General features: G+C 28.0%; 17 protein-coding genes. All 17 read left to right on the top strand.

The annotated features are described in order from the left end of the window. The first annotated feature begins 2 nt into the window (after positions 1-2). Positions 3-1,208 (top strand): exodeoxyribonuclease VII large subunit, encoded by a 1,206-nt coding sequence (gene xseA, locus ACRCYC_RS07020; protein ID WP_438618415.1) that lies wholly within the window; start codon positions 3-5, stop codon positions 1,206-1,208. A 2-nt stretch (positions 1,209-1,210) separates the two neighbouring features. Further along, positions 1,211-1,426 carry an exodeoxyribonuclease VII small subunit gene (gene xseB, locus ACRCYC_RS07025; protein ID WP_438618416.1) on the top strand — a complete coding sequence of 72 codons (216 nt, stop codon included), beginning with the start codon at positions 1,211-1,213 and terminating at the stop codon, positions 1,424-1,426. A gap of 2 nt (positions 1,427-1,428) precedes the next feature. Then, positions 1,429-2,316: a polyprenyl synthetase family protein gene (locus ACRCYC_RS07030; RefSeq protein ID WP_438618417.1), complete on the top strand. Its 888-nt coding sequence runs from the start codon at positions 1,429-1,431 to the stop codon at positions 2,314-2,316. 9 nt (positions 2,317-2,325) lie between these two features. Then, entirely contained in the window at positions 2,326-2,763 is a 438-nt protein-coding gene (locus ACRCYC_RS07035; protein WP_438618418.1) for a divergent PAP2 family protein, read from the top strand. 42 nt (positions 2,764-2,805) lie between these two features. After that, complete coding sequence (gene dxs, locus ACRCYC_RS07040; protein WP_438618419.1) at positions 2,806-4,668, top strand: 1-deoxy-D-xylulose-5-phosphate synthase; 1,863 nt, start codon at positions 2,806-2,808, stop codon at positions 4,666-4,668. Positions 4,669-4,681: 13 nt separating this feature from the next. Beyond that, on the top strand, positions 4,682-5,491 hold the full coding sequence (locus ACRCYC_RS07045) for a TlyA family RNA methyltransferase (protein WP_438618420.1): 810 nt from the start codon (positions 4,682-4,684) through the stop codon (positions 5,489-5,491). An 18-nt stretch (positions 5,492-5,509) separates the two neighbouring features. After that, positions 5,510-7,195: a DNA repair protein RecN gene (recN, locus tag ACRCYC_RS07050; RefSeq protein WP_438618421.1), complete on the top strand. Its 1,686-nt coding sequence runs from the start codon at positions 5,510-5,512 to the stop codon at positions 7,193-7,195. 91 nt (positions 7,196-7,286) lie between these two features. Continuing rightward, positions 7,287-8,267 carry a SpoIVB peptidase S55 domain-containing protein gene (locus ACRCYC_RS07055; protein WP_438618422.1) on the top strand — a complete coding sequence of 327 codons (981 nt, stop codon included), beginning with the start codon at positions 7,287-7,289 and terminating at the stop codon, positions 8,265-8,267. A 117-nt stretch (positions 8,268-8,384) separates the two neighbouring features. After that, positions 8,385-9,197: a sporulation transcription factor Spo0A gene (spo0A, locus tag ACRCYC_RS07060; RefSeq protein ID WP_438618423.1), complete on the top strand. Its 813-nt coding sequence runs from the start codon at positions 8,385-8,387 to the stop codon at positions 9,195-9,197. A 91-nt stretch (positions 9,198-9,288) separates the two neighbouring features. Next, complete coding sequence (locus ACRCYC_RS07065) at positions 9,289-10,491, top strand: CCA tRNA nucleotidyltransferase (RefSeq protein WP_438618424.1); 1,203 nt, start codon at positions 9,289-9,291, stop codon at positions 10,489-10,491. A gap of 90 nt (positions 10,492-10,581) precedes the next feature. After that, positions 10,582-11,703, top strand: coding sequence for a putative cytokinetic ring protein SteA (steA, locus tag ACRCYC_RS07070; protein WP_438618425.1), 1,122 nt, complete (start codon positions 10,582-10,584; stop codon positions 11,701-11,703). A 19-nt stretch (positions 11,704-11,722) separates the two neighbouring features. Next, positions 11,723-12,592 carry a copper transporter gene (locus ACRCYC_RS07075; RefSeq protein ID WP_438618426.1) on the top strand — a complete coding sequence of 290 codons (870 nt, stop codon included), beginning with the start codon at positions 11,723-11,725 and terminating at the stop codon, positions 12,590-12,592. A 19-nt stretch (positions 12,593-12,611) separates the two neighbouring features. After that, the gene (locus tag ACRCYC_RS07080; RefSeq protein WP_438618427.1) at positions 12,612-13,304 is read left to right on the top strand and encodes a glycosyltransferase family 2 protein; all 693 of its coding nucleotides are present in this window, start codon (positions 12,612-12,614) and stop codon (positions 13,302-13,304) included. A gap of 5 nt (positions 13,305-13,309) precedes the next feature. Beyond that, on the top strand, positions 13,310-14,134 hold the full coding sequence (locus tag ACRCYC_RS07085; RefSeq protein ID WP_438618428.1) for a glycosyl transferase: 825 nt from the start codon (positions 13,310-13,312) through the stop codon (positions 14,132-14,134). Positions 14,135-14,138: 4 nt separating this feature from the next. Beyond that, positions 14,139-15,236, top strand: coding sequence for a DUF3866 family protein (locus ACRCYC_RS07090; protein ID WP_438618429.1), 1,098 nt, complete (start codon positions 14,139-14,141; stop codon positions 15,234-15,236). Next, the gene (locus tag ACRCYC_RS07095; RefSeq protein WP_438618430.1) at positions 15,208-15,738 is read left to right on the top strand and encodes an NUDIX hydrolase; all 531 of its coding nucleotides are present in this window, start codon (positions 15,208-15,210) and stop codon (positions 15,736-15,738) included. The genes ACRCYC_RS07090 and ACRCYC_RS07095 overlap by 29 nt, the downstream gene beginning before the upstream one ends. Before the next feature lie 65 nt (positions 15,739-15,803). Then, positions 15,804-16,213 (top strand): stage II sporulation protein M (locus ACRCYC_RS07100; protein ID WP_438618432.1); only part of this gene is annotated, 410 nt, incomplete at its 3' end.

The raw sequence follows: 16,213 nt of genomic DNA on the forward strand, positions 1-16,213 counted from the left end.
ATATGAAGTTAAGAGCTTTAGAAGTTAGCGAAGTTAATTCATATATAAAAAGAATTTTAAGTAATGATGCAGTTTTGTATAATTTAAAAGTAAAAGGTGAGATCTCAAACTTTAAAGTTCATAGCAGTAAAAATGTGTACTTAACATTGAAAGACAATTCATCAAAAATAAACTGTGTAATCTTTAAAAGTAATTACGATAGTGAATTAGGTTTAGAAGATGGAGTAAAAGTAATTGCAAATGGATATGTATCGGTATATGAAAGAGATGGGTCTTATCAGTTATATATAGATACCATAGAAATAGATGGAGTTGGGAACTTATATTTAGAATTTAATAAGTTAAAAGAAAAATTAAGCAAAGAAGGTTTGTTTGATACGAAATATAAAAAATCAATACCTATCATGCCAAAGAGTATTGGAGTGATAACATCTGAAACAGGAGCTGTAATAAGAGATATAATAAATGTAATTAAAAGAAGATTTCCTAAAGTTAATATAAAACTATATTCTGTAGCCGTTCAAGGAAAAAGTTCATCAATAGAAGTATGCGAAGGGATTAGATTTTTCAATAATGACAATAATGTAGATACAATAATAATTGGAAGAGGCGGAGGGTCTATAGAAGAATTATGGTCTTTTAATGAAGAAATTGTTGCTAGGGAGATATTTAATTCTAATATACCTATAATATCAGCTGTTGGTCATGAAACAGATTTTACCATATCGGATTTCGTAGCTGATATGAGAGCGCCAACACCTTCAGCGGCAGCGGAAATAGCTACACCAAATTTAGAAGATTTATTCTATAAAATTGAAAATATAAAAACTAGAATGGATAAAGCTCTTATAAGTCAATCTAAATTAGATAGAAACAAGTTACATAATATAGTTGATAAGATAGATACTATAGTCAAGTCTTATATAATAAGAGATAAAATTATACAAATAGATATAATATATGATAAAATAACTAAAGAGATAAAAGATACAATAGACTTAAAAATGAAGGATTTAACTACTAGTGGATCTATTCTTTATAGTCTAAGCCCTCTATCTACACTAGATAGAGGTTATAGTATTTTACAAAAAGATAGGCAAATTATAAATAGTACAAATGGAATAAATGAAGGTGATAACATAGAGATTACACTAAAAGATGGATTAGTAGATTGTACTGTTGAAAAAATAAAAGTTAAAGAGGTATAAATATGAATTTATCTTATGAAGAATCTTATAAAAAGTTAGAAGACATATTACTTAAGTTAGAGACTGGAACTACTAATTTAGATGAATCTCTTAATTTATATGAAGAGGGAATAAAGCTTTATAGGCACTGTAATAAATTATTAGATACTGCTAACTTAAAAATAAATAAATTCAATAAAGATGGTAAAGAGATACCTTTTAGTATAGAGGAGGAGTAGCTATGAATTTTAAGTATGAGTTAAAAAATAGAGTTAATAATATAGAATTATTGCTAAGTGAATATATGCCAAAAGAAGAAGGATTTCAGAAAAATATATTTGAAGCTATGAACTATAGTTTAAAAGCAGGCGGGAAGAGATTAAGACCAATCCTTACATTAGAAGCGTGTAAACTAGTTGGAGGAAATGAAAAAGATGCAATTCCATTTGCAGTAGCAATAGAGATGATACATACTTATTCTTTAATTCATGATGACCTTCCGGCACTAGATAATGATGACCTAAGAAGAGGAAAACCTACAAATCATAAAGTATATGGAGAAGCTATGGCTATACTTGCTGGGGATGGGTTATTAAACTATGCTTATGAAATTATGCTTAGAGAATCTATAGGGAAATCTGATGCATCTAAATATTTAAATGCTATAAATGAAATTGCTAAGGCATCTGGAGTAGATGGAATGATAGGTGGGCAAGTTGTTGATATTGAAAGCGAAGGTAAATTAATAGATATGGATAAATTAGATTTTATACATATGAATAAAACTGCAGCAATAATAGTTGGATGCATGAGAGCTGGAGCGATAATAGGTGGAGCAAGTGAACAACAGTTAGAAAATATAACTAGATATGCAAAAAATATAGGTTTATCGTTCCAAATTGTAGATGATATATTAGACATTGTTGGAGATGAAGCTAAGCTTGGTAAAAATGTAGGTAGTGATATTGAAAATGATAAGTCTACATATCCATCTTTGATTGGTCTTGACGAATCAAAAAAAATAGCAAACAATCTTATAGAGGAAGCTAAGTTGAGCATTGGAAAAGTAAATGAAAATAGGGAATTTTTAAATGGATTAGCAGACTATATAGTAGCTAGAGAGTATTAAGGAGGAGAAATGAGTTTTATTTCAGAAATTTTTAGCAACAAGGTGCTAGGAATAAGTATGTTTGCTTGTTTTTTAGCACAGTTCTTTAAGGTGTTTACTGGAGAAGAAAAAAAAGTACAAATATCTAGAATTTTCACTTCAGGAGGAATGCCGAGTTCTCATAGTTCTTTTGTAACTGCTTTATCTACTTTAGTGGGTATGGAATATGGATTTGCTTCAACTGAATTTGCAGTAGTTGCAGTTTTTTCTATGATCATAATGTATGATGCATCTGGAGTTAGACGTGCAGTGGGGAAACAAGCCGTTATATTAAATCAGATAGTAGATGATTTACAGCATAGAAAACATATAGAACAAAAGAAATTAAAGGAACTTGTGGGACATACACCTACAGAAGTTTTTTTTGGAGCTATTTTGGGAATTATTACAGCCTTAGTATTTAGTTAATATTTACTGAGGTAAAACTACTTAGATAAAAGGTGAGAAAATATGTATAATTATTTAGATAATGTGAATTCTCCTAAAGATATAAAAAATATGGATACGAAAGAACTTGATTTACTAGCTAAAGATATACGTAAATTTTTAGTAAGATCAGTTTCAAATACAGGTGGACATTTAGCGTCAAATTTAGGTGTTGTAGAACTAACACTAGCTATGCATAAGGTATTTGATAGTCCTAAAGATAAATTTATATGGGATGTAGGCCACCAAGCTTATGTTCATAAAATTTTAACAGGGAGAAAAAATCAATTTGATACATTGAGACAATTTAATGGATTAAGTGGATTTCCAAAAGAATGTGAAAGTGAACATGATATATTTGATACAGGTCATAGTAGTACATCTATATCTGTTGGAACTGGAATAGCATGTGCTAGAGATATAAAAGGTGAAGATTTTTCTGTTGTATCTGTAATTGGAGACGGATCTATAACAGGAGGAATGGCACTAGAGGCTCTAAACCATTTAGGTTATATAAAAACTAATATGATAGTTATTTTAAATGATAACGAAATGTCTATAGATGAAAATGTTGGAGGTATGTCAAAACACTTATCTGCAATAATTAAGAATTCAACGGTTAATAAAGTTAAAGATGAAGTTGGAAAAATACTGAATGTTACGCCCGGAGGTAATATAATATCAAAAACTGCAAGCAAGGTAAAGGACAGTATAAAAAGTAAATTTTCTTTACAAGAGTGTGCTTTTTTTGATTCTTTAGGAGTAGATTATTTAGGGCCAATAGATGGACATGATATAGATGAAATAACAAAAGCATTAGAAAAAGCTAAAAATAAAGATGGGCCTACTTTATTGCATGTAATAACAAAAAAAGGTAAAGGCTATAAATTTGCAGAAGATAAACCTCATAAATATCATGGAGTTTCTAAATTTGACATAAAAACAGGGTTAAAATCATCAACAACAAAAAGTATATCAGCAGTTGTAGGAGAGAAGTTAATAGATTTAGCAAATAAGGATGATAAAGTAGTAGCTATAACTGCAGCAATGCCGTCTGGAACGGGACTAAATAAGTTTTCTGAACAATATCCTAATAGATACTATGATGTAGGAATAGCAGAACAACATGCAGTAACATTTAGTTGTGGTTTAGCCAAAGCAGGAATGAAGCCATATTTTGCTGTTTACTCATCATTTTTACAAAGAGCATATGATCAAATAATTCATGATATGGCTATAACTAGTAAAAATGTAAAGTTACTTATTGATAGAGCAGGTCTTGTTGGAAATGATGGAGAAACACATCATGGAATCTTTGATTTAAGTTACTTAAACAATATTCCTAACATGGTTGTTATGGCGCCAAAGGATACTAGAGAACTTGAATTAATGATGGATTTATCATTAAGTGTAGAGGGTCCTATGGCTATTAGATATCCAAGAGGTAATAGTTATTTTTTAGAAAAAGGAAAGTATACTTCTATAAAAGTAGGAGAGTACGAAGTTTTAAATGAAGGAAAAGATATTCTTATATTAGCTATAGGAAATATGGTAAAACAATCTATAGAAGCTATAAGTATATTAAATAACATAAATATAAATCCAACTTTAGTTAATGCTAGATTCTTAAAACCAATAGATGAAAATTTAATAAGAGAGTTATTAAAAAATCATAGGCATATTGTAACTATAGAAGATAATGTAATTACAGGTGGATTTGGAAGCAGAATAAATAAATTCTTAATAGATAATAAGTTCGATAATGATATTGTAAATATAGGTATAGAAGATGAATTTGTACCCCATGGAGATGTAAATACATTATATGAACAATGTAAAATATCACCAAGATGTATAGCGCAAAAAGTTGAGGATTTATTAAAATAGAAAGGTATATTATATGAAAAAAAGAATAGACGTATTACTTGTAGAACAAGGATTTTTTGACAGTAGAGAAAGAGCTAAAAAAGCTATAATGGCTGGATTGGTTTTTGTAGATAACCAAAGATGTGATAAAGCAGGATCTGAAGTAAAAGAAGAAAGTAATATAGAAGTAAAAGGCAATCCTATACCATATGTCAGTAGAGGCGGATTAAAGCTAGAAAAGGCTATGAAAAATTTTGATATAACTTTAGAAAATAAGGTTTGCTTAGACATAGGTTCATCAACGGGAGGATTTACTGATTGTATGCTTCAAAATGGGGCTGTAAAAGTATTTTCGATAGATGTAGGATACGGACAATTAGCATGGAAACTTAGACAGGATGAAAGAGTAGTATGTATGGAAAGAACTAATATAAGACATGTGACTATAGAACATACTAAAGAATTTGGACAGTTTGCATCTATAGACGTATCTTTTATATCTCTTAAATTAGTTTTACCAAAGGCTAAAGAACTTTTAGACCCGAATGGTCAAGTAGTAGCTTTAATAAAGCCTCAATTTGAAGCAGGAAGAGAAAAAGTAGGTAAAAAAGGTGTTGTTAGAGAAAAATCTACACATATAGAAGTTATAGAGAAAATATCAGATTTTGCAGCAGAAGCTGGATTTGAAATCTTAGGATTAGATTATTCACCTATAAAAGGACCTGAAGGTAATATAGAATATTTAATTCACTTAAAAAACTCTAATGAAGGATATGAATATAATAAAGAAGAATTCAAAAAAACTATAGATCAGGTTGTAGACAATTCACATAATTTAATGTAATAAAGAGGGGGATTCGAATTGATCCTTGAATTATATATGAGAAACTGTGCATTAGTAGATGAACTAAGATTAAACATTGATAAAAATCTAAACATATTAACCGGAGAAACGGGCTCAGGTAAATCTATAATAATAGGTGCTTTGGGGTTATGTCTAGGTGGTAAATATGATAGATCTTTTTTAAGAAAAGGCACAGAAAAAGGCTTAATAGAAGCTTTATTTGAAATTAATAATAAAAAGTTAAAAGCAAAGATATTAGAAAATGGAATAGATATAGACGAAGATAATCAGATTATAATAAGTAGAGAAATTTTTGATGATGGTAAAAGTATATCCAGGATCAATGGAAGAAGTGTTAAAGTATCTTTTTTAAGAGAAATATCAACGTATTTGATTGATATACATGGACAACATCAAAATCAAGTTTTATTTAATAAGGATACTCATATAGACTTCTTAGATTTATTTGGAGAAGAAAAACTATATAAATCTAAAAATGATTATGAAAGTACATATATCGATTATAATGAAGTTAAAAAAGCTTTAAATATATTAACAGAAAATAAAGATGATATGCAAATTCAAAGAGAAATAGATTTAATTAAATTTCAAATAAATGAAATTGAATCTGCGAATTTAAGTGAAAATGAATATGAAGATTTATTAAAACAAAGAGAAGTTTATAGAAATGGTGAAAAAATATATACGAACTTAAATAATGCATACTTAAATTTATACGATGGAAGTATAAATTCTGTAGACCTTATTTCGAAATCACTAGGAGATTTAAACTCTATAGCTAAATATGATGATAGATTAAATGAATATAATGAAACTATAGAAAGAATAATGTATGAACTTCAAGATATATCTAGAGATATACGTAATTATAAAGAGAGTATTGATTTTTCACAATATGAATTAGACCAAATAGAACAAAGAGTAGATGAAATAAACACTCTAAGAAGAAAGTATGGAGATACTGTAGAAGAAATATTAGCATACAAAGATAAAATTAACATTAGATTAGAAGAAATACTCAATAGAGATGAAAAAGTAGAAGAACTAAAATCAAAGCTTAAATCAATAGAAAATATATTGAGATTAAAAGCAGATAAACTAACGGATGATAGAAAAGGTATAGCTAATGAACTTCAAGCTAAATTATTGGAAGAACTTAAAAGCTTAAATATGAAAAATGTTGTGTTTGAGGTTTCTTTCAATAAAAACAACTTTACATTAAAAGGACAAGATGATATTGAATTTATGATTTCTTTTAATTTAGGAGAAGACATTAAACCTATATACAAAGTTGCTTCTGGGGGAGAAATGTCAAGATTTATGCTAGCATTTAAAACTATACTAGCGGATATAGATGAAATAGATACATTAGTTTTTGATGAAATAGATACTGGGATAAGTGGTATTGCAGCTCAAATTGTAGGAGAAAAGTTATCTGTTATAGCGAAGAAAAAACAAATACTATGTATAACACATTTACCTCAAATTGCTGCTAATGCAGATACTCACTACTGTATCGAGAAAAAAACTTCTACTGATAGAACTTTTACAGTTATAAGTAAGTTAAATGACGAAGAAAGAAAAGATGAAATAGCAAGACTTATAGCAGGAAGTAATATAACTGAAAAAACTATGGAACATGCTAGTGAAATAATAGAACTTGCTAAAAAGGCACCTAATTAGGTGTCTTTTTTTATTCTTGTTTAAGGATAAAATATAGAAAAAATGGAACTATATGTATATAAGTAATATAGGAAAGGGATGTATTAAATAGATGAAAAAAATGTATTTTATCTTAATTTTGATTCTAGTTGTAGTTACTTTAATAATACCAAAGCCAAGTGAAAGTATAAGTAAAGAACCGAAGTACTTGGTTCCATTAGGAAATGTTGTAGGGATACGAGCTAACACAGATGGTATCTTAGTACTAGATAATGAAGAAAATATGGATTATATAGGAAGTATAAAACCAGGGGATAATATAGTAAGTGTAGAAGGTATACGGGTATATAATAGTAAAGATGTAGAAAAAATTATAAATTTATGTAAAAAAAATTATGTAGATATTTTATTAAATAGAGATGGAGAATATATATCAAAAGAAGTAAAGATAAAAAAAATAAATAATGAGTATAAATTAGGACTATGGATTAGAGATAAAATATCAGGAATTGGAACTATGACTTTTTATAATCCTGAAAACAATACATTTGCAGCAGTAGGCCACTCTATAAAAGATAAAGATACTGATGAACTTATAAAAGTAAAAAGTGGAAATATATATAATGCTAGAAACATAGAAATTATAAAAGAAAATAATGGATATACAGGACAAATAGAAGCTGAATTCGATATTGATAGTGCTATTGGAACATTTAATAAAAATAATGATTTTGGTATAAATGGAGAATTAATGACATACGATAGAGATGGAAAATATAAAAAATTAGAAGTTAGCGATAAAAAAGATATAAAAATTGGATCAGCAAGTATGTTATTTCAAAATAAAGATGGAATAATAGAGGAATACGAAATAAAAATAAAAAAAATAAATTATAAAGATAAAAAAGATGGGAAAGATATGGTGATTGAAGTAGTAGATGAGAGATTGATTGATTATACAGGTGGAATAGTTCAGGGAATGAGTGGATCTCCTATAATACAAAATAATAAAATAATCGGTGCACTAACTCATGTTTTTCTAGATAACTCTAAAATAGGATATGGAATTTTTATAGATAAGATGATAATATAAATATATGTATAAAAATAAAATAAACAGAAGGAATATATTTATTAAATGTCGAATAGGTTAATTAGAGAGAAAAAGATAATATTTAAATAAATTATAAATTCTATGGGGGGAAATTCAATGAACGAAAAAATAAAAATAGTTTTAGCTGATGATAACAGGGATTTTTGTCAGGTACTGAGAGAATATTTATCTAATGAGGATGATATAGAAATATTAGGGGTTGCTAAAGATGGAATCGAAGCATTAGACTTAGTATCTAGAACTCAACCAGATGTGTTAGTTTTAGATGTTATAATGCCACATCTTGATGGTTTAGGGGTAATAGAAAAATTAAATGCTATGAATTTAAGTAAAATGCCTAAGATAATAGTTTTATCTGCAGTAGGTCAAGATAAGATAACTCAAAGTGCAATAAATTTAGGTGCTGATTATTATATAGTTAAACCTTTTGACTTTGTTATATTTATAAATAGAATAAGAGGTTTAGTTTCAAATAAAAATACAGTTGTGGACTCTAATTCTAGAGGTAGCATGGATATAAAAATGACTAAAACTGATTTTGTTAAAAATGTAGGAAACATAGAAACAGAAATAACTAACATAATACATGAAATAGGAGTTCCAGCACATATAAAAGGATATTTATATTTAAGAGAAGCTATAAAGATGGTTATAGACAATGTAGAGCTATTAGGAGCTGTTACAAAGGAGTTATATCCAAGTATAGCTAAGAAGTTTAATACAACTCCAAGTAGGGTTGAAAGAGCTATAAGACATGCTATAGAAGTTGCGTGGAGCAGAGGTAAGGTGGATACTATAAACCAATTATTTGGATATACAGTTCATAATACTAAAGGAAAACCAACAAATTCAGAATTCATAGCGATGATTGCTGATAAATTAAGATTAGAACACAGTATGGTTAAATAATAAATAAAAAACAAAGCCTTCATAAAATGAAGGCTTTATTTTTTGTTTAAATGTATAAAATATATAATAGTAAATCAGTAGAGGTGAAAAAATGAAAATTAAAATGCCAAAAGATGTAGAATATATAATTGATAAAATATATAAAAAGGGATATGAAGCTTTTATAGTTGGAGGATGTGTGAGGGATTCTATAATAGGATTGAAACCTAATGATTACGATATAACAACAAATGCAAGTCCATCACAAATTATAAATATATTTAAGGGTGAAAGAATAATTGAAACAGGAATTAAACATGGAACAGTAACACTAATAAAAAATAAATTTGAATATGAAATTACAACGTATAGAATAGATGGAGAGTATAATGATAATAGAAGACCGGAGTGTGTAGAATTTACAAGTGATATAATAAAAGACTTACAACGACGAGATTTTACTATAAATGCAATTGCATACAACTATAAGGTAGGGATAGTAGACATATTTGGAGGAATAAAAGATATACAAGCTAAATTAATAAAAACAGTAGGAGAAGCACATAAAAGATTTGAAGAAGATGGATTAAGGATAATAAGAGCTGTAAGATTTAGTTGTAAATTAGGGTTTGATATAGAAAATAATACAAATGAAGGCATATATAAAAATATAAGTCTAATAAAAAATGTAAGTTTAGAAAGAATACAAGAAGAACTCAATAAAATATTAATGAGCGATAATCCAGAAAAGTTATATACTCTTTATGATGCAGGCATGTTTAATGAATTAGGGTTATATGATATAAAAATACAAAAAAACGAATTGAATTATATAAAGGATAGCAAAAAAGATTTAATTACAAGATTGACGATACTTATATATATTATGGGCAACACTATTAATAGTAGGAATATACTTAATATACTTAAATACCCAAATAGTGTAAAAAATCAATGTATTACTATATTAGATTACTTAAATCAAGATATAGATATAGATAAAACCTATATAAAATTATGTTTACACAAAGTAGGAAAAGAAAATTTTATACAGATATTAAATATTAAAATGGTATTGGAAAAACAATTTGCAAATGATAAATATGAAAAAATATTAAGATTAATAAAGGAAATAGAAGAAAAGAATGAGTGTTATTCTTTAAAAACATTAGCTATCAATGGCAATGATTTAAAGGCTTTGGGTTATAATGGAAAGGATATTGGATTAAAACTTAGTTGTTTGTTAAATAGAGTTATTGAAAATTCCGAAATTAACAATAAATTAAAATTAATGGAGATTCTTAAAGATATGTAAAACTAGACCATAATTTTAATTATTTAAATTGTTGTAAAATAATGCTATAATGTAATGTGATTTCAAAAACGAAAGATGGAGGTTTTAAGTATGAGAGTCGAAGCCCCTATTAAGGTAGACAGAAAAACTAAAAGGCTTGCAAAGCGACTTACTGGCGGAGAAATAGCAGTCATAAATCATAAAGATGTAGATGAAGTTGCTGCAAACTCATTAGTAGAGGGAAAGATAAAACTTGTTATAAATGCATCTCAATCTATAAGTGGAAGATACCCAAATAAGGGACCTGGTATACTTGTAGATAAAAATATACTTATTGTAGATAATATAGGAGAAGAATTATTTAACAATTTGCAAGAAGGCCAAATAATAGAAGTTGTAGATGGGAAAATCTATAGAGATGGAGAATTATTAGGTCAAGGAGAAGTATTAGATAAAAATGCTGTAGATGACAAGATAAAATTAGCATATGAAAATTTATCTGTAGAATTAGATAGATTCATAGATAATACAATAGATTATGCTAAAAAAGAAAAAGGATTTATACTTGGAGAAGTTGAGATACCAAAAGTAAGTACAAATTACAAGAATAGACATGTTCTAATTGTTGTAAGAGGACAAGATTATAAACAAGATTTAAGTACTATATTATCGTATATAGAGGAAATGAAGCCTATATTAGTGGGAGTAGATGGTGGTGCTGATGCTCTTTTAGAATTTGGGTATACACCAGATGTTATAGTAGGGGACATGGATAGTGTAAGCGATGAAGCATTAAAGAAAGCAAAAGAAATAGTTGTTCACGCATATACAGACGGAAGAGCTCCAGGGCTTAAAAGGGTTCAAGATCTTGGATTGGATGCGATAGTTTTCCCAGCGCCTGGTACTAGTGAAGATATAGCTATGCTTACAGCTTATGAATATAAAGCTGAGCTTATAGTTGCTGTAGGAACACATTCAAATATGATAGATTTCTTGGAAAAAGGAAGACCTGGGATGGCGAGTACATTTTTAGTTAGACTTAAAATAGGCTCAAAACTTATAGATGCAAAGGGTGTAAACTTACTATATAGAAGTAAGCTTAAATTAAAATATATATGGGCATTAATAGCTACAGCTTTATTCCCAGTATTGATACTTGCATCATTTTCGCCAAGTGTTCAACAGTTCATGCATTTAATGCAATTAAAAATTAGATTATTATTACAGATGTAATTAGTTGAGGAGGATTAATATGCATATAAATATGAAGTATTATATAGTAACCATAGGTGCTATATTTATTGCATTAGGGATAGGAATGTTAGTAGGGTTTAACTTGAATTATGACCAAGAACTTAGTAAACAACAAGCTTCAATAATAAGTGATTTAGATGATAAATTTGAGGAAATAAAAACAACAAATGATACACTAGAAAAGAAATTAGAAATAAAAGAAACTGAGTATAAAAAGTTGGCTGAATATGTAAGCAATAATTATGCTAAATTAGTAAAAGATGAATTGCAAGATAAAAATATAGGAATAATTGCGACTACAGAAAATTATGATTATATAGAAGATGTATCTAATACTATAACAGATGCAAATGGATCAATAGCTTTTAACATAGTATTAAAGGATGGAATAAATAATAAAGATAAAATAAAAGAATTAGATACTGCAGTAAACTTAAATTTAAAAACTAGCAAAGATGTAATTAACTACATAATAGATTCTTTAAAAGAAGAAAATGCTATAGCAAAACTACAAGAACTTGAAAAGTTAGATATGATAAAAATTAACTCTATATCAGAAAATTACTTAGATTACACACAAGTTGTATTAGCTACGGGTAGTTCTACTGACTCTTCTAAAAAATATGAAAATATTGATAAAAATTTAGTAAATAAATTAAGAGAAGAAGATAAATATATAGTAATGACACAAAAAAGTGATGTTAAATTCTCTGACGTAGAAATGTACAAAAAAGATAAAGTTACTACTATAAATAATTCAGAACAGGGATTAGGTAAGATAGCATTAGTTTGTTCACTTAAAGACTCTGTAGAAAAAGGTAATTTTGGAGTAGGAGAAAATGTAGATTCTGCAATACCATTTAAGTAAAAATGAAGGAGATGTAATTATGAATCCTTATGTTAGTATAATAATACCAGCATACAATGAAGAAAATAAAATAAAAGATACTTTACTAGGAATAGTAGATATAAAAGAAATAGACGAAATAATAGTTGTAGATGATGGATCAAGCGATAATACAGAGCAAGTAGCTAAATCAGTAGTGAATGAAAAAATAAAATTTTTTAAGTTAGATAAAAATAGAGGTAAAGGATATGCATTAAACTATGGACTTAAAGTAGCTATGGAAAATGCAGACATAATAGGATTTTTAGATGGAGATTTAGGAAATTCATCAAGCGAAACTATAAAGCTTATACAGCCAGTAATAAATAATGAAGTAGATGTAACTATAGCAAAATTCCCACCTGCTAAGAAAAAAGGTGGAATGGGATTTGTAAAAAGGTTAGCTAAGGAATCTGTACTAGAAATGACAGGAGTAGAGTTAGATGCCACAATATCTGGTCAAAGAATATTTAAAAGAGAAGTTTTAGAAAGATTTGATGAAATACCTTATGGATATGGTGTTGAAGTAGGTATGACAATAGATATTTTAAAATATGGATACTCTATAAAAGAAATTTTAGTTAATATGACACATAATGAAACTGGAAGAGATCTAAAAGGATTTATACATAGAGGTAAACAGTTTTATCATATTAAAAAAATTGCTAACAAGAAAAGAAAAGAATGGAGGTAGTATTATTGAATACGAATGTACTATATATAATAATGCTACTAGTAGGGGTATTAGTAACTTACATGGTTATACCATTTTTTAGGAATATGTTAATATCGAGTAACGTTATAAGACCTAATTACAAACAAGATATGATACCTGTGAGTATGGGATTAGTATTTCTGCCTACAATAGTTATAAATGGAATTATATTAATATACTTTACTAAGAATTATGAAAGCTTAGTATATGTATTTATGTATCTATTTGGTTTATTATCTATGTGTTTAGTAGGAATATTAGATGATATTATTGGAAATAGGGATGTAAGTGGACTAAAGGGACACTTCAAAAGTTTACTTAAAGGCAATCTTACAACTGGTGGATTTAAAGCGCTATTTGGAGGCTTTGTAGGATTGACTATATCTGTTGCTATATCTAAAAATATAGTGGATATAGTTATAAACACTTTAATAATAGCGCTATCTACAAATTTAATGAATTTATTAGACTTAAGACCGGGAAGAGCTATAAAGGTATACTTAGCAATAGCTTTAGTTTTAATATTAACGTTAGTGGGATACCCAAAAGGACTATTACTTATATTATTACCAAGTGTATTAGTATATTTTATAGACGATTTAAAAGCAAGGGCTATGATGGGAGATACGGGATCTAACGTTTTGGGTATATCGATAGGTATACTTGTAGCTATAGGATATGCTCGACCGATAAGACTAGGATGGTTAGTATTTTTAGTATTTATACACATATTAACTGAAAAATATTCTTTGACGAAAATAATAGAAAACAATAAGGCTTTAAACTTTATTGATAAGCTAGGAAGGTAATCTTATGATAAGTAAAAGAATTGGTTTAGTAGAATCTATAATAAGTAAATCAGACAATTTAGAAGAAATTAGTGTAAATATTGGTGGTAGTTTAGCTAAAGCATATAACTACCCTAAAATGACAGGTAATATAGATATAGGTGATGAAGTAGTATTAAATACTACTGCAGTGGAATTGAGCCTTGGAACTGGTGGATATCATTTTGTTATAACAAACTTAAGTAAAATAGAGTCTAAAATGACTCCTGGTGGACATATAATGAAGTTAAGATATACACCTATGCAAGTAAAAGTAGATTCAGTTGAAGAACAAGATAGTAAATTACATGAAAAAATAAATGAATTTAAAAGCTTAGATAATCTTCCTGTAGTAGTAGGAACACTACATAGTATGCTTACTCCATTTGTTGCATCATACAAAAGACATAACCCAAGTAAAAAGTTAGTTTATATAATGACTGATGGAGCAGCTTTACCAATATATTTAAGTAAAAATGTAGAAAATCTAAAGAATAAGAACTTAATAGACGATACTATAACTATAGGAAATGCATTTGGAGGGGACTATGAATGCATAAATATTTATTCAGCTTTAATAACAGCTAAAGAAGTATTAAATGCGGATGTAGTATTTGTAAGTATGGGACCAGGTATAGCTGGAACTGGAACGAAATATGGATTTACTGGAATAGAACAGGGACCTATATTAGATGCAGTTAAAAAGCTAGGAGGAAATCCAATAGCAATACCTAGAATTAGTTTTGCTGATAAAAGAGATAGACATGTAGGGATAAGTCATCATAGTATTACTGTATTAGATGAGATTGTTAATGTTAAGGTGGATATACCTATAGGCATTAAAGATAAAGATAAATTAGAATATGTAAATAATCAAATAAATGAAAAAAACTTAAACCAAAAACATAATGTAGTATATATAAATCAAGCAAATACTTTTGATGATCTAAGTTATTATGGACTTAAAGTTAGAAGTATGGGCAGAAATTATGAACAAGATAGTGAATTTTTCGATGCTGCTAGCAATGCAGCATATTACTTAATGGAGGTTTGTTATGATAGTAGAAGAACAGACAGTAAGTAGTGATAGGTTATATACAGGAAAAGTCATAAGTCTAAGAGTAGATACTGTTGAAGTACCTAAAAAGGGATATCAAAAAAGAGAAATAATAGAGCATCCAGGAGCTGTAGGTATAGTTGCTATAACTAATGACAATAAAGTTGTACTAGTTAAGCAATATAGAAAAGCTATAGAAAAAGCTATATGGGAGATACCTGCTGGTAAATTAGAACAAGGTGAAAATCCAAAAGATTGTGCTATTAGAGAATTGAAAGAAGAAACTGGATATAAGGCCAATAATATAAAGTTAATACATAAATTTTATACTTCAGCTGGATTTTCAAATCAAAAAGTGTATGTTTATTTAGCTACAGAATTAGAAAGTGGCGAAGCTAATTTAGAAGATGGTGAATTTTTAGATGTGCATGAAGTTAGCTTAAAAGAAGCTTATGGAATGATTGATAAAAATGATATAGAAGATGCTAAAACATCTATAGGTCTTTTGCTATCAAAAGAACTTTTATAAATTGGAATAACCTCCTCTTATCTTGCATAAAAATTATGTAAGTACAAAAGAGGGGGTTGTAATTTTTGAAAAGAATAAATAAAAGAAATACAGTAGATAAAATTAGTAAGGAGATAATATTTATATCATGTCTATTTCTTGCATGTGTAATTGTAGGCTCATTATTGAATAAAATTTTCCCACAATACACAGATGTTATGAATGAAAATATAGCTTATACTGCAAATTATTATAACTCAGATGTAAGCTTGAAAGATGTAATTATATTAAATCTAAAAATGGATTCAGTTTTCTTAATAGGAATGGCTATAACTACGTTGAGTGTAATATTATCTCCAATTGCTATTATACTTTTTGCAGTAAAAGGACTATCTATAGGGTATACTATAAATAGTTTTGTAATAGCTATGAAATTAAGCTCATTTAAAATTTTGTTAATAACATTAATAAAATTTATGATAGTATTGCCAGGTAT

It is taken from the genome of Paraclostridium sp., from assembly GCF_051657365.1.
Classification (GTDB): Bacteria; Bacillota; Clostridia; order Peptostreptococcales; family Peptostreptococcaceae; genus Paraclostridium.